This is a genomic window from Shigella flexneri 2a str. 301 (assembly GCF_000006925.2).
Classification (GTDB): domain Bacteria; phylum Pseudomonadota; class Gammaproteobacteria; order Enterobacterales; family Enterobacteriaceae; genus ECMA0423.
Genome location: NC_004337.2, coordinates 165252 through 183549, shown reverse-complemented (window position 1 = coordinate 183549; position 18298 = coordinate 165252). Strand labels below are relative to the sequence as shown.

The window sequence follows — 18298 nt, the reverse complement described above, 5'->3', positions numbered from 1 at the left end:
TACCCTTATTTATCCATCACGGGAATTATTCCGTGATTAAAGTCCCTTCTTTTTCACCCATTACCACACGGCGCAGCGCACCCGGTTTGTTCATATTGAAAACACGAATCGGTAATTTATGGTCACGAGCCAGCGTGAAGGCCGCCAGGTCCATGACTTTCAGCTCTTTTTCCAGCACTTCGCTGTAAGTCAGTTGCTCGTACATGGTTGCGGTTGGATCTTTCGCCGGATCAGCGGTAAACACGCCGTCAACTTTGGTTGCTTTCAGCACCACATCGGCTTCAATTTCGATACCACGCAGGCAAGCTGCTGAGTCGGTGGTAAAGAACGGGTTACCTGTACCGGCGGAGAGGATCACCACACGGTTGTTGCGCAACAGGCTGATAGCTTCTGCCCAGCTGTAGCTGTCGCACACGCCATTCAATGGAATAGCGGACATCAGACGAGCGTTCACATAGGCGCGGTGCAGTGCATCACGCATTGCCAAGCCGTTCATTACGGTCGCCAGCATCCCCATGTGGTCGCCCACAACGCGGTTCATACCCGCTTTCGCCAGACCAGCGCCACGGAACAGGTTACCCCCACCAATCACCACACCAACCTGAATACCCAGTTCAACCAGTTCTTTGATTTCCTGAGCCATACGATCCAGTATGCTTGCATCAATACCGAAGCCTTCAGTGCCCTGCAGAGCTTCGCCACTCAACTTAAGCAGAATGCGTTTATAGACGGGTTTTGCATTGGTAGCCATGTTTCTTTCCTGAGACTGTCAACGATTGAAATGAATTAATACTAGCGACATTGTACGTCGCTTTTCAGCGCAGCCCCACAAGGGTTAGCTGAATTTACAAGATGGGCACAAAAAGAAGCCGCCCTTAGGCGGCTCCTTTTTGATAATTAAGACTGCTTGGACATCGCAGCAACTTCTGCTGCAAAGTCAGTCTCAACTTTCTCGATGCCTTCACCCACTTCGAAACGGATGAAGCCAGTCACTTCAGCGTTATGCTCTTTCAGCAGCTGACCAACAGTTTTGCTTGGTTCCATAACGAACGGCTGACCGGTCAGAGAAACTTCGCCGGTGAATTTCTTCATGCGGCCTTCAACCATTTTCTCTGCGATTTCTTTCGGCTTACCAGACTGCATCGCGATATCCAGCTGTACCTGGTATTCTTTTTCTACCACTTCAGCGGATACGTCTTCTGGTTTGATGAATTCTGGCTTGCTTGCAGCAACGTGCATAGCGATGTGTTTAACCAGCTCTTCGTCAGCGCCTTTAGCAGCAACCAGAACGCCGATACGCGCACCGTGCTGATAAGAACCCAGAACGTCGCCTTCCAGCGCAGCAACGCGGCGAATGTTGATGTTTTCACCAATTTTCGCTACCAGCGCAACACGTTCTTCTTCGAACTGTGCTTTCAGAACTTCAACGTCAGTGATTTTGCCAGCAACAGCTGCGTCCAGAACTTTGTCTGCGAACGCCTGGAAACCAGCGTCTTTTGCAACGAAGTCAGTCTGGCAGTTAACTTCCAGAATGATGCCGTAGTTGCCGTCGATTTTGGTTTTGATCACGCCGTCAGCAGCAACGTTGCCTGCTTTTTTCGCTGCTTTAATAGCACCGGACTTACGCATGTTTTCGATTGCCAGCTCGATGTCGCCGTTAGCTTCAGTCAGTGCTTTTTTGCAATCCATCATGCCTGCGCCAGTACGCTCACGCAGCTCTTTTACCAGGGATGCGGTAATTTCAGCCATTCTAAAATCCTCGGAGATGTGATCTGCCCGGCATTAAACCGCACAGATATAAAAGTGAAAAAGGGGGCCATATGCAGGCCCCCTAACCAAACGTGTACTACCTGGTCTATAAGGGCTCTCCCCCTTCATATTTCGCGCCGCAGATGCGTTGTCTTCGCTCGCTCATCCCGGTCACTTACTGATGTAAGCTCCCGGGAATTCTCGAGCTTGCCGCCTTTCTGCAACTCGAACTATTTTGGGGGAGTTATCAAGCCTTATTACTCAGCTTCTACGAAGCTTTCTTCCGCCTGGGAAGCCAGATCCTGAGAACGGCCTTCACGTACGGTTGCAGCAACAGCGCCCAGGTACAGGGTCACAGCACGGATTGCGTCGTCGTTACCCGGGATAACGAAGTCAACACCGTCCGGATCAGAGTTGGTATCAACGATAGCAAATACCGGAATACCCAAGTTGTTTGCTTCTTTGATAGCAATGTGTTCGTGGTCAGCATCGATTACAAACAGAGCGTCCGGCAGACCGCCCATGTCTTTGATACCGCCCAGGCTGTTTTCCAGTTTCTCCAGCTCACGAGTGCGCATCAGCGCTTCTTTCTTGGTCAGCTTGTCGAAAGTACCGTCCTGAGACTGAGTTTCCAGGTCTTTCAGACGTTTGATGGACTGACGAACGGTTTTCCAGTTAGTCAGCATACCGCCCAGCCAGCGATGGTTCACGAAGAACTGGTCGCAGCTCAGAGCAGCGTCTTTCACCGCTTCGCTTGCAGCGCGTTTAGTACCAACGAAAAGGATTTTACCTTTGCGAGAAACAATCTTGTTCAGTTCAGCCAGAGCTTCGTTGAACATCGGTACAGTTTTCTCAAGGTTGATGATGTGAACTTTGTTACGCGCACCGAAGATGAACGGCTTCATTTTCGGGTTCCAGTAACGGGTCTGGTGACCGAAGTGAACACCAGCCTTGAGCATGTCGCGCATGGAAACAGTTGCCATGATTAAAACCTCTATATAAAAGTTGGGGTTATGCCTCCACGTATCCCATATTACCGACCCCAAAGGGCACCCCGGAATATGTGCCGATACGTGTGTGTTGTTACACAAAGTGAGATTGTCGCTTCCGTCCAGTCTGTGTATACGAAATGGATCGGAAGTCCGGCGCGCTTTATACCACAAATACGTCGTGGACACCAATAATTGTTGGCGCTGTGTACAGCATCAGACGTCGAATTTTCTATTATAGAAAACCTTCAGTGGCACGTTTGGCGAAATTCAGAATGATTCTCAATTTGCCCGGGTGTGATACCATTGACGGCACTTACATATATATTGTCGGTATCACCGACGCTGATGGACAGAATTAATGGCTATCTCAATCAAGACCCCAGAAGATATCGAAAAAATGCGCGTCGCTGGCCGACTGGCTGCCGAAGTGCTGGAGATGATCGAACCGTATGTTAAACCGGGCGTCAGCACCGGCGAGCTGGATCGCATCTGTAATGATTACATTGTTAATGAACAACACGCGGTTTCTGCCTGCCTCGGCTATCACGGCTATCCGAAATCCGTTTGCATCTCTATTAATGAAGTGGTGTGCCACGGTATCCCGGACGATGCTAAGCTGCTGAAAGATGGCGATATCGTTAACATTGATGTCACCGTAATCAAAGATGGTTTCCACGGCGATACCTCGAAAATGTTTATCGTCGGTAAGCCGACCATCATGGGCGAACGCCTGTGCCGCATCACGCAAGAAAGCCTGTACCTGGCGCTACGCATGGTAAAACCAGGCATTAATCTGCGCGAAATCGGTGCGGCGATTCAGAAATTTGTCGAAGCAGAAGGCTTCTCCGTCGTTCGTGAATATTGCGGACACGGTATTGGTCGCGGCTTCCATGAAGAACCGCAGGTGCTGCACTATGACTCCCGTGAAACCAACGTCGTGCTGAAACCGGGGATGACGTTCACCATTGAGCCAATGGTCAACGCGGGTAAAAAAGAGATCCGCACCATGAAAGATGGCTGGACGGTAAAAACCAAAGATCGCAGCTTGTCTGCACAATATGAGCATACTATTGTGGTGACTGATAACGGCTGCGAAATTTTGACGCTACGCAAGGATGACACCATCCCGGCGATAATCTCGCACGACGAATAAGATGAAGCCGGCGAATGCCGGCTTTTTTAATGCGATAATTTAATCTTATGGGTGGCGCACAATGAATACCCTTCCAGAACAGTACGCAAACACCGCTCTCTCCACCCTGCCCGGTCAACCGCAAAATCCATGCGCCTGGCCCCGTGATGAATTAACCGTCTGTGGGATAAAAGCCCATATCGATACTTTCCAGCGTTGGCTGGGTGATGCCTTTGACAATGGGATCTCTGCAGAACAGTTGATTGAGGCACGTACCGAGTTCATAGACCAGCTCCTGCAACGATTATGGATTGAAGCGGGATTCAGCCAGATTGCCGACCTGGCATTGGTTGCCGTCGGTGGCTACGGTCGTGGCGAGCTGCATCCACTTTCTGACATCGATTTACTGATTTTAAGCCGTAAAAAGCTCCCGGACGATCAGGCGCAAAAAGTGGGCGAGCTGTTAACGCTGCTCTGGGATGTAAAGCTGGAAGTCGGTCATAGTGTGCGCACGCTTGAAGAGTGCATGTTGGAAGGGTTATCGGATTTAACCGTCGCCACCAATTTAATCGAATCCCGCTTATTAATTGGCGATGTTGCGCTCTTCCTCGAACTGCAAAAACATATTTTTAGCGAAGGATTCTGGCCTTCCGACAAGTTCTACGCAGCGAAAGTTGAAGAACAGAACCAGCGCCATCAGCGTTACCATGGCACCAGCTACAACCTTGAACCAGACATCAAAAGTAGCCCTGGCGGCTTGCGCGATATTCACACTCTGCAATGGGTGGCCCGCCGTCATTTTGGCGCAACATCGCTGGATGAAATGGTCGGGTTTGGCTTCTTAACCTCAGCGGAGCGGGCGGAATTAAACGAATGTCTGCATATACTGTGGCGTATTCGCTTTGCCCTGCATCTGGTCGTCAGCCGTTACGATAATCGTCTGTTATTCGATCGCCAACTTAGCGTCGCTCAGCGTCTGAATTACAGTGGTGAAGGCAACGAACCGGTCGAGCGGATGATGAAGGATTACTTCCGCGTTACACGCCGCGTCAGTGAACTCAACCAGATGCTGCTGCAACTGTTCGATGAAGCCATCCTCGCCCTTCCCGCCGACGAAAAACCACGTCCACTCGACGATGAGTTTCAGCTACGCGGTACGCTAATCGACCTGCGTGATGAAACACTATTTATGCGCCAGCCGGAAGCCATCTTGCGTATGTTCTACACCATGGTGCGCAACAGTGCGATCACCGGCATTTACTCCACCACGCTGCGCCAGTTACGCCATGCCCGTCGCCATCTGCAACAACCGCTGTGTAATATTCCGCAAGCACGAAAACTGTTTTTGAGCATTCTGCGTCACCCCGGAGCGGTGCGGCGCGGACTATTGCCAATGCATCGCCATAGCGTGCTCGGCGCGTATATGCCGCAATGGTCGCATATCGTCGGGCAGATGCAGTTTGATCTGTTCCACGCCTACACGGTGGATGAACATACTATCCGCGTGATGCTGAAACTGGAGAGTTTTGCCAGTGAAGAAACGCGCCAGCGCCATCCGTTGTGTGTGGACGTCTGGCCGCGCCTGCCGTCAACTGAGCTGATTTTCATCGCCGCGCTGTTTCACGATATCGCCAAAGGACGCGGCGGCGACCACTCCATTCTCGGTGCTCAGGATGTAGTGCATTTTGCAGAACTCCACGGGCTGAACTCACGCGAAACACAGCTGGTTGCCTGGCTGGTTCGCCAGCACTTGCTGATGTCGGTGACAGCACAACGCCGCGATATTCAGGACCCTGAAGTCATCAAGCAGTTTGCCGAAGAAGTTCAAACGGAAAATCGTCTGCGCTATCTGGTATGCCTGACAGTGGCTGACATTTGCGCCACCAACGAAACACTGTGGAATAGCTGGAAGCAAAGTCTGTTGCGCGAACTCTATTTTGCCACCGAAAAGCAGCTACGACGCGGAATGCAAAACACGCCGGATATGCGCGAACGGGTTCGCCATCACCAACTCCAGGCACTGGCACTACTGCGCATGGATAACATCGACGAAGAGGCGCTGCACCAAATTTGGTCACGCTGTCGTGCTAACTATTTTGTCCGCCATAGCCCAAATCAACTGGCCTGGCATGCCCGCCATTTATTACAGCATGATTTAAGCAAACCGCTGGTATTGCTTAGCCCGCAGGCTACGCGTGGAGGCACCGAGATTTTTATCTGGAGCCCGGACCGCCCCTATCTGTTTGCCGCCGTCTGTGCCGAATTAGACCGCCGCAATTTAAGTGTTCACGACGCACAAATTTTCACCACTCGCGACGGTATGGCGATGGATACCTTTATCGTGCTGGAACCCGATGGCAGCCCGCTGTCCGCAGATCGCCATGAGGTTATTCGGTTTGGTCTGGAGCAGGTGCTGACGCAAAGTAGCTGGCAGCCACCGCAGCCCCGTCGCCAACCCGCCAAATTACGCCATTTTACTGTTGAAACCGAAGTAACGTTTTTGCCGACCCATACCGACCGCAAATCGTTCCTCGAACTGATCGCCCTCGACCAACCTGGACTGCTGGCGCGAGTCGGGAAAATTTTTGCCGATCTGGGAATTTCGCTTCATGGTGCCCGAATTACAACCATTGGCGAGCGAGTAGAAGATTTATTCATAATTGCCACCGCTGACCGGCGTGCGCTTAATAACGAGTTGCAGCAGGAAGTGCATCAGCGGTTGACAGAGGCCCTCAATCCAAACGATAAAGGGTGATGTGTTTACTGATATGAAAAGAGTTTAACAATGCAGCAGTTACAGAACATTATTGAAACCGCTTTTGAACGCCGTGCCGAGATCACGCCAGCCAATGCAGACACCGTTACCCGCGAAGCGGTAAATCAGGTGATCGCCCTGCTGGATTCCGGCGCACTGCGTGTAGCGGAAAAAATTGACGGTCAGTGGGTGACGCATCAGTGGTTGAAAAAAGCGGTGCTGCTCTCTTTCCGTATTAATGATAATCAGGTGATCGAAGGGGCAGAAAGCCGCTACTTCGACAAAGTGCCGATGAAATTCGCCGACTACGACGAAGCACGTTTCCAGAAAGAAGGCTTCCGCGTTGTGCCACCAGCGGCGGTACGTCAGGGTGCGTTTATTGCCCGTAACACCGTGCTGATGCCGTCTTACGTTAACATCGGCGCATATGTTGATGAAGGCACCATGGTTGATACCTGGGCGACCGTCGGTTCTTGTGCGCAGATTGGTAAAAACGTCCACCTTTCCGGTGGCGTGGGCATCGGCGGCGTGCTGGAGCCGCTGCAGGCTAACCCGACCATTATTGAAGATAACTGCTTCATTGGCGCACGCTCTGAAGTGGTTGAAGGGGTGATTGTCGAAGAAGGTTCCGTCATCTCTATGGGCGTATACATTGGTCAGAGCACCCGTATTTACGACCGTGAAACCGGCGAAATCCACTACGGTCGCGTTCCGGCGGGGTCTGTGGTTGTTTCAGGTAATCTGCCGTCAAAAGATGGCAAATACAGCCTCTACTGTGCGGTTATCGTTAAGAAAGTTGACGCGAAAACTCGCGGCAAAGTCGGCATTAACGAACTGCTGCGTACCATCGATTAAGAGTACATATACGGGCAGCATGATGCTGCCCGTATGCTTTCTGGCTCAGAATAATTCGTCCTACTCATTCTTCCTCCCCCTTTTTTAAATACTTTTTCATCTTGTTTCGGACTGTCATGTAATTCGCAAAACGAAGATAAATGTGCTAATCCATCCCATGGAATATCGCCACAATAAAGCAGGTAATTTTTTGATTTTTACGCCATGATAGAAGTCTGGAAGAAAAAGGCTTTCTGCGATCACAGTCGAGCCGGGCGGGCCAAGCCAAATGCTAAAATAAGCACAATTTACTGACTCATTTTGAGGTAACGCTATGTACGACAATCTGAAAAGTCTGGGTATTACCAATCCTGAAGAAATTGATCGTTACAGCCTCCGGCAGGAAGCCAACAACGATATTCTGAAAATCTATTTCCAGAAAGACAAAGGCGAGTTTTTCGCCAAGAGCGTTAAGTTTAAATATCCGCGTCAGCGTAAAACGGTCGTCGCTGATGGTGTGGGTCAGGGTTATAAAGAAGTCCAGGAAATCAGCCCGAATCTACGGTATATCATTGATGAGCTTGATCAAATCTGTCAGCGTGACCGCAGCGAAGTTGATCTTAAGCGTAAGATCCTCGACGACTTACGTCACCTGGAGTCAGTCGTAACCAATAAGATCAGCGAGATTGAAGCCGATCTGGAAAAACTAACGCGTAAATAATCCCGAATTGACGGTTAACTCGGGCATTCCCCTCTCCCCTTCGGGCTGAGGGGAATGAGCCAGCGCCGCCTCAACCTTAACGCATAATCTACCGCTCTTCATCCAGTTGTAACGCCACATACAGCAGCAACCTGTCATCAAAATTGCCCAAATCAAGCCCGGTCAGTTCCGATATACGATTAAGCCGATACTCCAGGGTATTACGATGAATAAACAACGCCTTTGACGTTGCCAGCGGTTGCACATTGTGGCGAAACCACGCCGCCAGCGTTCGTCGCAGCAAGCCGTTATTGTCCATCGCTTTCAGCCGCGCCAGCGGTCGCGCCAGTTCGTTGGCCTGCCAGTCGCCACGCAAACTGTCGAGTAACACAGGTAACATCAGATCCTGATAAAAATAGCAGCGACTTTCTGGCATCCGCTGTTTACCCACCACCATCGTCGTTTTCGCCGTACGATAGGATCGGGCAATACTGCCAGGACCGGTAAAATAGTTGCCCAGTGAAACGCGAAAACGCAGCTGGCCGTACTCTTTCATGCGGGTAATCAGTTGTTCAACTCGCTTACGATGATCTTCTGCATCCCAGCGCCCAAAAGAGTTCAACGCCGGTTTCAACACCACCATTTCGGTTAGCGAGACAATCGCCACCAGATTATTACGCTCGGGCGTAGTCAGCGCGTTTTGCAGTTGTTGTAACTCCGCCATTGCGCTGTCCACGCCAAGCTGACCGCTGTCGACCTCAACAATAGCCACCACTCGCGGTTGATTGAGATCGATCCCCAGCCGTTGCGCCCATTCAGAAGTGCGGGAGTATTCTCCTCTGCCTGAATCAGGTTCATCACCAGTTCTTCCCGCAAACGGCTATCCTGCGCCAACAAGTGCATCAACCGCGACTGTTCCAGCATCATTTCAGCCGTCATGCAGACCAGTTCGCCATATTTACGCAGATTCTCTGGTTCACCTGTCAGGCCAATTACGCCGACAATTTCACCTTCCAGCCGTAACGGTAGATTAATCCCCTGCCGCACACCGTGCAGATGACGTGCTACCGCGTCATCGATATCGACGACTCGTCCCTGTGAAAGTACCAGCAATGCACCTTCGTGCAATTCACCAATACGCTCACGATCGCCGCTGCCGATAATTCGCCCGCGGGCATCCATTACGTTGATATTGGTATCGATGATGCGCATGGTACGTGCCACGATATCCTGCGCCATTTTGGTATCAAGATGCCAGCCAGCCATAAGTCCTCCGTTATGCACGGCTTAGCATAAGGAAGTACGTAACGTACGGCATTGTGCAAATGCCCAAAGGATGATGAAGATGTATGGAGTTGTGGCGAAGTTCACAGATTGTAAGGAGAACCCCTTCCCGTATTCAGGAAGGGGTTGAGGGAGATTACTGCATTAACAGGTAGATGGTGCTGTCGCCGCGCTGAATGTTCAGTGCCAGCACAGACGGTTTGCTGTCGAGAACTTTACGCAGTTCAGCGATGTTTTTCACTGCCTGCTGGTTCGCACCAATAATCACATCACCTTTCTTCAGGCCGATCTGCGCAGCCGGAGTGCCCGTCTTCACGTTGTTCACTACCACGCCCTGATCTTTGCCTTTGTTGCTCATCTCAGCGCCTTCAATGCCGTTGAAGATGGAGCTGGAATCAACCTGATTCTGGCTGCTCTGCTGCAGTTCCAGGTTCACGTTAACCTGCTTACCGTCGCGCAGTAAGCCCAGGGTCAGTTTGCTGCCCACCGGCATAGTACCCACCTGAGCACGCAGTGCGGCAAAGCTGCTGATCGGCTTACCGTTCAGTGAGGTGATCACATCACCCGCTTTAATGCCCGCTTTTGCAGCGGAGGAATTAGGCAGAACCTGGCTTACGAAAGCACCGCGCTGGGCGTCAACTTTCATCGCTTTCGCCAGTTCGGAATTCAGCTCAGTCCCCATAATACCCAGCTCACCGCGTTTCACCTGGCCGTATTCCACCATCTGCGAGGTCAGGTTTTTCACCATGTTACTCGGGATAGCAAAACCGATACCGATGTTGCCGCCGTCCGGTGCGAGGATCGCGGTGTTGATACCGATCAGTTCGCCGTTCAGGTTAACCAGCGCACCACCGGAGTTACCACGGTTGATCGCTGCATCGGTCTGGATGAAGTTTTCGTAGTTTTCAGCATTCAGGCCGCTACGCCCCAGCGCAGAGACAATCCCGGAAGTTACCGTCTCGCCCAGACCAAACGGGTTACCAATCGCTACGGTGTAATCACCCACGCGCAGTGCATCAGAATCCGCCATCTTAATTGCGGTCAGTTTTTTCGGGTTCTGGATTTGGATCAGCGCGATATCAGAGCGCGGATCTTTGCCAACCATCTTCGCGTCGAACTTACGACCATCGCTCAGCTGGACTTTAATCACCGTCGCGTTATCAACAACGTGGTTGTTGGTGACGACATAGCCTTTATCGGCATCAATGATGACGCCGGAACCCAGCGCCATGAATTTCTGTTGCTGGCCGCCGCCATTACCGCCCTGGCCCCCCTGGCAGAACGGAGAGCTCTGGAACGGAGAACCTTCCTGGCAGAACGGAGAATCATCACCGAAGAACTGCTGGAAATTACGCGGCATACGCGGCGTATTAACGGTTGTGCTACCTTCTACGTTAATGCTGACCACTGAAGGCATCACCTTTTCGAGCATCGGTGCAAGGCTTGGCATCTGCTGGGCTGTCGTTGCTGAAGAAGTCTCAGCCGCCGTTGCAGAGAGCGGAGATAACGCCAAACCTAAACTCAGAGCCAGTGCACTCAGTGCTAATGTGTTTTTTTTCATGTATTTCAGTCTCGATTAACAGATAACGCAAAATTGCTGTGTTCTTCAGATTCGTTTTATAGCCCGAAGTTCCGAACTAAAGTTTCTGCAAAAGGTAAAAATTTATTGTTCGTCTTTACAAAAGCCTGGTTATTGTTCTACGGCCATCAGACGTCGGTATTCATCCCACGCATAGAGGTCGGTCATACCGCTGATATAATCCTGCAGCAGGCGGCAACGGTAATAATATTCCCATAGCGGAAACTCAGGAGAATCTGACGGTAATTTACCTGGACCCAGCCTCGACATAGGCCAGCCGATGGCGCGTCGAGAGTTTGTGGAATAAGCGCGACTCAATAGGGAAACGTTTCACCCGTTCTTTTTCTACCAGTTCAGTAAAGTCTGATAACGACAGGCTTAATAAAGGACGATAAATCTCTAATAATCCGCTAATGACCCGATAGCCCTGCAATTCAAGCTGCTCGACATCCGGATGGCTAAACACATGTTTTACAGCGACATTTTTATATAGCTTAAGAAGATCGCTGCATTCGCTGGCATCTTCCAATAATGCATGATTAAACGTTCCGGCGAAAATCGCAGGCAGATTATCAATAAATCGTTGTGCCGCGTAGGGTACCAGTTTATTTAGGGTGTTTACCCGTAAATACATAAAAAACTGATCTTCCGTACTGCGGCTTAAACTATTTGAGCGTGATTTTTCCCAGGCATTTTCAACCACCAGCGAAAAGAGCGAACCTTTCTCATGCTGGCCCCACGCTTCGTGCAAATGATGATAAAGCTGCTCAACGGTAAATATTCTTTTCTCTACCGCATCTTCAAGGTCTGCCACACAATAGGAGATGTCGTCGGCAGCTTCCATAATCCACGTTAATGGAAAACGACTGTAAAGCGCCAAATTAAGTTCTTTACGCAAGCGGGCAATATAGGCTTCTTCAGAAAGATAATAACCCGGCTTTTTCATTAAATAGTGATGTGTCTCAGGCGTTTCGCCACGCCACCACGCCGGACGGGTATATTTTAAAATACCGCCAACCTGTGCCCAAGTGAGATTCATCCGCATCAATGTATGCACCAGACGAATGCCTTGTGCATTCCCCTCAAAATGACATAAGTCCTGACGAATCTTGCGCCGCAGCTCGTTAAGCGGTTCTTCCCCGTCCCGTAAACGTAGTGCCGCCACGCTGCAGCGATCGTCAGTCAGAGGCTGGCTTTCGGCATCTTCCGGGTGCAAACGTTGGCGAAACCAGTCATTTATCGCTGCTTCGCCAAAATGACCAAACGGCGGATTGCCGATATCGTGCATCAGGCATGACATCTCAACAATGCTTTCAAAGGGGCCGGTCAGTTCATCCAGGCCGTATGCTTCCAGCAATTTAAGCTCTTTCAGACGGCTTAAAATTTCTTTGGCGATGTAGCGTCCCACCTGCTGGACTTCCATCGAGTGGGTAAGACGCGTGCGCACGGCGGCATTGCGCTCCAGTGGAAAAACCTGGGTCTTTTGTTGCAGACGACGAATTGCCGGAGAGTTGATGATACGCCCGCGATCGCTCTCGAAGATCCGCAGGATCTCATGTTCGGTTTTAACGCCCTGCGGTGAACGGTAACGACGATGCCAGTTTATTTTTTTTCGGAAATCAATCTGTGCCATGTCCTCTCCCGCGTGAGAAATACGCTTCCCCGTAAGCGCATGGTAAACTATGCCTTCAAATCGGGCTTATCGCGAGTAAATCTATGAAAATCGGCATCATTGGTGCAATGGAAGAAGAAGTTACGCTGCTGCGTGACAAAATCGAAAACCGTCAAACTATCAGTCTCGGCGGTTGCGAAATCTATACCGGCCAACTGAATGGAACCGAGGTTGCGCTTCTGAAATCGGGCATCGGTAAAGTCGCTGCGGCGCTGGGTGCCACTCTGCTGTTGGAACACTGCAAGCCAGATGTGATTATTAACACCGGTTCTGCCGGTGGCCTGGCACCAACGCTGAAAGTGGGCGATATCGTTGTCTCGGACGAAGCGCGTTATCACGACGCGGATGTCACGGCATTTGGTTATGAATACGGTCAGTTACCAGGCTGTCCGGCAGGCTTTAAAGCTGACGATAAACTGATCGCTGCCGCTGAGGCCTGCATTGCCGAACTGAATCTTAACGCTGTACGTGGCCTGATTGTTAGCGGCGACGCTTTCATCAACGGTTCTGTTGGTCTGGCGAAAATCCGCCACAACTTCCCACAGGCCATTGCTGTAGAGATGGAAGCGACGGCAATCGCCCATGTCTGCCACAATTTCAACGTCCCGTTTGTTGTCGTACGCGCCATCTCCGACGTGGCCGATCAACAGTCTCATCTTAGCTTCGATGAGTTCCTGGCTGTTGCCGCTAAACAGTCCAGCCTGATGGTTGAGTCACTGGTGCAGAAACTGGCACATGGCTAAATCACTGTTCAGGGCGCTGGTCGCCCTGTCTTTTCTCGCGCCACTGTGGCTCAACGCCGCGCCGCGCGTCATCACGCTTTCTCCCGCCAACACTGAACTTGCCTTTGCCGCCGGGATCACGCCGGTTGGGGTCAGCAGCTATTCCGACTATCCTCCACAAGCGCAAAAGATTGAGCAGGTTTCCACCTGGCAGGGGATGAATCTGGAACGCATTGTCGCGCTGAAACCCGATCTGGTGATTGCCTGGCGTGGAGGTAATGCCGAGCGGCAGGTTGACCAGCTGGCTTCGCTGGGAATAAAAGTGATGTGGGTCGATGCGACAAGCATTGAACAAATTGCCAATGCGTTACGTCAACTGGCCCCCTGGAGTCCGCAACCAGACAAGGCCGAACAAGCCGCGCAATCCCTGCTGGATCAGTACGTGCAATTGAAAGCGCAATATGCTGATAAACCTAAAAAACGTGTTTTTCTGCAATTCGGCATTAATCCGCCATTTACCAGTGGAAAAGAGTCGATTCAGAACCAGGTACTCGAAGTTTGTGGCGGAGAAAACATCTTTAAAGACAGCCGGGTTCCCTGGCCGCAAGTTAGCCGCGAACAGGTGTTAGCACGCTCGCCACAGGCTATTGTCATTACAGGCGGACCGGACCAAATTCCTAAAATCAAACAATACTGGGGTGAACAGCTCAAAATTCCCGTTATTCCTCTCACGAGTGACTGGTTTGAACGTGCAAGCCCACGTATTATCCTCGCAGCACAACAGCTCTGTAATGCGCTTTCACAGGTAGATTAGTGCCTGACCTTTTCAGGTGCTCAGTGGGGATTGAACAATGCTCGTCTATTGGCTGGATATAGTCGGCACAGCGGTATTTGCCATCTACGGCGTTTTGTTAGCCGGAAAATTGCGTATGGACCCTTTTGGTGTTCTGGTACTGGGCGTGGTTACCGCAGTAGGCGACGGAACAATTCGCGACATGGCGCTGGATCACGGCCCGGTATTTTGGGTGAAAGATCCCACCGATCTGGTCGTTGCCATGGTCACCAGCATGCTGACCATCGTGCTGGTGCGCCAGCCAAGACGCTTACCAAAATGGATGTTGCCGGTGCTGGACGCCGTTGGTCTGGCGGTGTTTGTCGGCATTAGCGTGAATAAAGCCTTTAATGCGGAAGCCGGTCCGTTAATCGCGGTTTGTATGGGCGTCATTACTGGCGTTGGCGGCGGGATCATTCGTGATGTACTGGTCCGCGAAATCCCCATGATTTTACGTACAGAAATCTACGCAACTGCCTGTATTATCGGCGGTATTGTCCACGCTACGGCTTATTACACATTTTCCGTACCACTGGAAACAGCCAGTATGATGGGCATGGTCGTGACGCTATTGATTCGGCTGGCGGCTATTCGTTGGCATCTTAAGCTACCGACGTTTGCGCTGGATGAGAATGGGCGTTGAAGAGAGAAGATGTGCCGGATAGTTTATCCGGCACATGAACAACAGATTAGATGCTAAAGGAAGAACCGCAACCGCAGGTGCTTTTCGCGTTCGGGTTGGTCACGATGAAACGAGAACCTTCCAGTCCTTCGGTGTAGTCAACGGAACCGCCGACCAGATATTGCAGGCTCATCGGATCAACCACCAGGCCAACGCCCTGTTTTTCGATGGTCATATCGCCTTCGTTCACCTGATCATCAAAGGTGAAACCATACTGGAAGCCGCTGCAACCGCCACCGGTGATATACACGCGTAATTTCAGATTCGGGTTATCTTCGTCAGCGATCAGGCTTTTAACTTTGTTGGCTGCTGCGTCGGTAAACTCCAGCGGCAGTGCTACGTCATCACTCATATTTTGCTCCAAACGACATCGGCAATCGGGCAAATTCTAACCCAATAATAATCGCCATTATCTAATACCCTGGTATTTCGTTCAAGTATTCTCGCTGGCTGATGCGGCCTTGCTTCGCGCCAGTTGCTCAGCTTCCTGTTTTGCCAGCGTGCGCGCAAGAATCGCCGAGTATAGAGGTTTCCCGCCGGTAAATTGCGCTAATAGTGTTGCGCCAAGACCGGTAATAATCATTGGCAAAATGAGCTGGTAGTTATCGGTCATCTCCAGAACCAGAATGATCCCCGTTAACGGCGCGCGAATAGATGCCGCCAGTAATGCCCCCATTCCGGCAATAGCAAACGTCCCCGCCTCCAGGTGATATTGCGGAAACAGCTCAACGGCAACCATTCCGAAAGCGGTTCCCAGCACAGTACCCAGCGCCAGCATCGGGGCAAAAATACCGCCCGGCGCGCCGGAAGAGAAGCAGAGTAAGGTGGTAATGACCCGAGCGACGAAGATAAACACCAGCATTCCCATGCTGAAATTCCCCGCGGTAGCGATAGGAATCAGGTTAAAACCGCCGCCCGACGTTGCTGGTGCCACAAACCCCAGCAATCCACACAGACCGCCAATCGCACCCCCCATCAGTACCCATTTGGTAATATTGCCGCCGTGCACACGGTGCAGCAAATCCTGCATCCCCAGCACCCATTTATTAAAAATAGGGCCGAAAATGCCAAAAATAATACCGAGGATCAGATAAAGCCACAGCGTATTAAGCGGCGCATCAGAAAGTTTACCGACGTCAATCAACGCAACTTCATGATTAAAAATCCGGTACATAATGGTCGACATAATGACGCCAATAAATACCGCTTTAATCGAAATTAACGTATAGCGAAACTGCGGACGCATCTCTTCGATAATAAACAAAATACCCGCCAGCGGCGCGTTAAAGGCCGCAGCCAGCCCCGCAGCAGCACCGGTTGCCAGCAGCGTATGGCGAGCTTCATCACCTTTCAGGCGGAAAATATCAAGCACCATGCGACTGATATTGCCGCCGATCTGCACGGTTGGTCCTTCGCGCCCTAGCCCCATGCCTCCGCCGAGTGTCCCCAGCCCGCCAAAGAATTTCACCGGCAATACACGCCACCAGCGAACAGGACGTTGATCTTCCAGCGCCCCTTCAATTTCCGGGATCCCCGATCCCCCTGCTTCGGGCGCGTATTTGCGCACCAAAAAGTAGCCGAACATCGCCAGCACCGCCGAACAGAGAAAAGCGACGGTTAACAGTAGCGGATAATTATCAGCAGTATGTACCAGCGCCCCCATACGTTGGTTCTGCAACCAGGCGACACCTTTGTCAAAAGCAACCGCAGCCAGCCCGACAAGCGTGCCGACGACTGCCGCCATAAACAAAATGGCTAACGGGGTTTTATCGCGCTCAAGAAGTTGGCGAATCAGTTGTCTGCGTCGCAGGCGCGCGGCCTGCGGTGTTTCTAAAGAGGGAGTATCAGTTTTCATCCAATGATCACTTATTGGTCATACAAATAAGATGACGGCATTTTACTCGCACGTTCCATGAAAATCCTTTGCAAAGCGTAATGTTTCAAATGCACAAAACTTTTATACTCTAAGAAATCAGGATTGCACCAGTACAAGCAGCCTGATGTTTGACGAGTATTTAACTTGTTATGAATAACATGGAATAGCAGCCATTCACTTTTTCTACGAATCAGGAACCCTCCATGAGTAAGTCTGAAAATCTTTACAGCGCAGCGCGCGAGCTGATCCCTGGCGGTGTGAACTCCCCTGTTCGCGCCTTTACTGGCGTGGGCGGCACTCCACTGTTTATCGAAAAAGCGGACGGCGCTTATCTGTACGATGTTGATGGCAAAGCCTATATCGATTATGTCGGTTCCTGGGGGCCGATGGTGCTGGGCCATAACCATCCGGCGATCCGCAATGCCGTGATTGAAGCCGCCGAGCGTGGTTTAAGCTTTGGTGCACCGACCGAAATGGAAGTGAAAATGGCGCAACTGGTGACCGAACTGGTCCCGACCATGGATATGGTGCGCATGGTGAACTCCGGCACCGAGGCGACGATGAGCGCCATCCGCCTGGCCCGTGGTTTTACCGGTCGCGACAAAATCATTAAATTTGAAGGTTGTTACCACGGTCACGCTGACTGCCTGCTGGTGAAAGCCGGTTCTGGCGCACTCACGTTAGGCCAGCCAAACTCGCCGGGCGTTCCGGCAGATTTCGCCAAACATACCTTAACCTGTACTTATAACGATCTGGCCTCTGTACGCGCCGCGTTTGAGCAATACCCGCAAGAGATTGCCTGTATTATCGTCGAGCCGGTGGCAGGCAATATGAACTGTGTTCCGCCGCTGCCAGAGTTCCTGCCAGGTCTGCGTGCGCTGTGCGACGAATTTGGCGCGTTGCTGATCATCGATGAAGTGATGACCGGTTTCCGCGTAGCGCTAGCTGGCGCACAGGATTATTTCGCCGTAGTGCCAGATTTAACCTGCCTCGGAAAAATCATCGGCGGTGGAATGCCGGTAGGCGCATTCGGTGGTCGTCGTGATGTAATGGATGCGCTGGCCCCGACAGGTCCGGTCTATCAGGCGGGTACGCTTTCCGGTAACCCGATTGCGATGGCAGCGGGTTTCGCCTGTCTGAATGAAGTCGCGCAGCCGGGCATTCACGAAACGCTGGATGAGCTGACAACACGTCTGGCAGAAGGTCTGCTGGAAGCGGCAGAAGAAGCGGGAATTCCGCTGGTCGTTAACCACGTCGGTGGTATGTTCGGTATCTTCTTTACCGACGCCGAGTCCGTGACGTGCTATCAGGATGTGATGGCCTGTGACGTCGAGCGTTTTAAGCGTTTCTTCCATATGATGCTGGATGAAGGTGTTTACCTGGCACCGTCAGCGTTTGAAGCAGGCTTTATGTCTGTGGCGCACAGCATGGAAGATATCAATAACACCATCGATGCTGCACGTCGGGTGTTCGCGAAGTTGTGATAATT

General features: G+C 51.4%; 14 protein-coding genes, 2 pseudogenes and 1 other annotated feature. Of the genes and pseudogenes, 8 read left to right on the top strand and 8 right to left on the bottom strand.

The features are described from left to right. Positions 1 to 25: 25 nt before the first annotated feature. The 3 genes from pyrH to rpsB all read right to left on the bottom strand — a co-directional run bounded on the left by pyrH (position 26) and on the right by rpsB (position 2732). On the bottom strand, positions 26 to 751 hold the full coding sequence (gene pyrH / locus SF0161; protein NP_706116.1) for a uridylate kinase: 726 nt from the start codon (positions 749 to 751) through the stop codon (positions 26 to 28). A 146-nt stretch (positions 752 to 897) separates the two neighbouring features. Next, entirely contained in the window at positions 898 to 1749 is an 852-nt protein-coding gene (gene tsf, locus SF0160; RefSeq protein NP_706115.1) for an elongation factor Ts, read from the bottom strand. A gap of 257 nt (positions 1750 to 2006) precedes the next feature. Further along, a complete protein-coding gene (gene rpsB / locus SF0159; RefSeq protein NP_706114.2) occupies positions 2007 to 2732 on the bottom strand; it encodes a 30S ribosomal protein S2 in 726 nt (241 codons plus the stop codon). 367 nt (positions 2733 to 3099) lie between these two features. Here rpsB and map point away from each other — a divergent pair, with 367 nt between their 5' ends. From map to yaeH, 4 genes are all read left to right on the top strand, one after another. After that, a complete protein-coding gene (gene map / locus SF0158; protein ID NP_706113.1) occupies positions 3100 to 3894 on the top strand; it encodes a methionine aminopeptidase in 795 nt (264 codons plus the stop codon). Between the two features lie 61 nt (positions 3895 to 3955). Further along, the gene (glnD, locus tag SF0157; protein NP_706112.1) at positions 3956 to 6628 is read left to right on the top strand and encodes a PII uridylyl-transferase; all 2673 of its coding nucleotides are present in this window, start codon (positions 3956 to 3958) and stop codon (positions 6626 to 6628) included. Positions 6629 to 6658: 30 nt separating this feature from the next. Next, positions 6659 to 7483 carry a 2,3,4,5-tetrahydropyridine-2,6-dicarboxylate N-succinyltransferase gene (gene dapD / locus SF0156; protein ID NP_706111.1) on the top strand — a complete coding sequence of 275 codons (825 nt, stop codon included), beginning with the start codon at positions 6659 to 6661 and terminating at the stop codon, positions 7481 to 7483. 313 nt (positions 7484 to 7796) lie between these two features. After that, on the top strand, positions 7797 to 8183 hold the full coding sequence (gene yaeH, locus SF0155) for a hypothetical protein (protein ID NP_706110.1): 387 nt from the start codon (positions 7797 to 7799) through the stop codon (positions 8181 to 8183). Positions 8184 to 8271: 88 nt separating this feature from the next. Continuing rightward, positions 8272 to 9446 (bottom strand) — a sequence feature ('Similar to Escherichia coli O157:H7 regulator protein of D-galactarate, D-glucarate and D-glycerate metabolism ref: NP_308193.1 (385 aa). BLAST with identity of 99% in 392 aa. This CDS contains an in-frame stop codon. The sequence has been checked and is believed to be correct.'). Here yaeH and yaeG read toward each other — a convergent pair. The 3 genes and pseudogenes from yaeG to SF0152 all read right to left on the bottom strand — a co-directional run bounded on the left by yaeG (position 8272) and on the right by SF0152 (position 12658). Continuing rightward, positions 8272 to 9446: pseudogene (yaeG, locus tag SF0154) on the bottom strand. It overlaps the preceding feature by 1175 nt. 136 nt (positions 9447 to 9582) lie before the next feature. Further along, positions 9583 to 11007, bottom strand: a complete 1425-nt coding sequence (htrA, locus tag SF0153) for a serine endoprotease (protein ID NP_706109.1) — start codon at positions 11005 to 11007, stop codon at positions 9583 to 9585. 265 nt (positions 11008 to 11272) lie between these two features. Beyond that, positions 11273 to 12658: pseudogene (locus SF0152) on the bottom strand. A gap of 83 nt (positions 12659 to 12741) precedes the next feature. On the opposite strand from SF0152, the gene pfs reads away from it, so the two are divergent. The 3 genes from pfs to yadS are packed head-to-tail and all read left to right on the top strand — an operon-like array spanning position 12742 to position 14894. Beyond that, positions 12742 to 13440, top strand: a complete 699-nt coding sequence (gene pfs / locus SF0151) for a 5'-methylthioadenosine/S-adenosylhomocysteine nucleosidase (protein NP_706107.1) — start codon at positions 12742 to 12744, stop codon at positions 13438 to 13440. Next, a complete protein-coding gene (gene yadT, locus SF0150; protein NP_706106.1) occupies positions 13433 to 14233 on the top strand; it encodes a vitamin B12-transporter protein BtuF in 801 nt (266 codons plus the stop codon). The genes pfs and yadT overlap by 8 nt, the downstream gene beginning before the upstream one ends. A 37-nt stretch (positions 14234 to 14270) precedes the next feature. Beyond that, entirely contained in the window at positions 14271 to 14894 is a 624-nt protein-coding gene (gene yadS, locus SF0149) for a hypothetical protein (RefSeq protein ID NP_706105.1), read from the top strand. A gap of 46 nt (positions 14895 to 14940) precedes the next feature. On the opposite strand, the gene yadR is transcribed toward yadS, so the two are convergent. Together yadR and yadQ are read right to left on the bottom strand one after the other, a co-directional pair. Further along, positions 14941 to 15285, bottom strand: a complete 345-nt coding sequence (gene yadR, locus SF0148; RefSeq protein ID NP_706104.2) for an iron-sulfur cluster insertion protein ErpA — start codon at positions 15283 to 15285, stop codon at positions 14941 to 14943. Positions 15286 to 15366: 81 nt separating this feature from the next. Beyond that, positions 15367 to 16788: a chloride channel protein gene (yadQ, locus tag SF0147; protein NP_706103.1), complete on the bottom strand. Its 1422-nt coding sequence runs from the start codon at positions 16786 to 16788 to the stop codon at positions 15367 to 15369. Positions 16789 to 17012: 224 nt separating this feature from the next. Here yadQ and hemL point away from each other — a divergent pair, with 224 nt between their 5' ends. After that, complete coding sequence (gene hemL / locus SF0146) at positions 17013 to 18293, top strand: glutamate-1-semialdehyde aminotransferase (protein NP_706102.1); 1281 nt, start codon at positions 17013 to 17015, stop codon at positions 18291 to 18293. Positions 18294 to 18298: the final 5 nt, after the last annotated feature.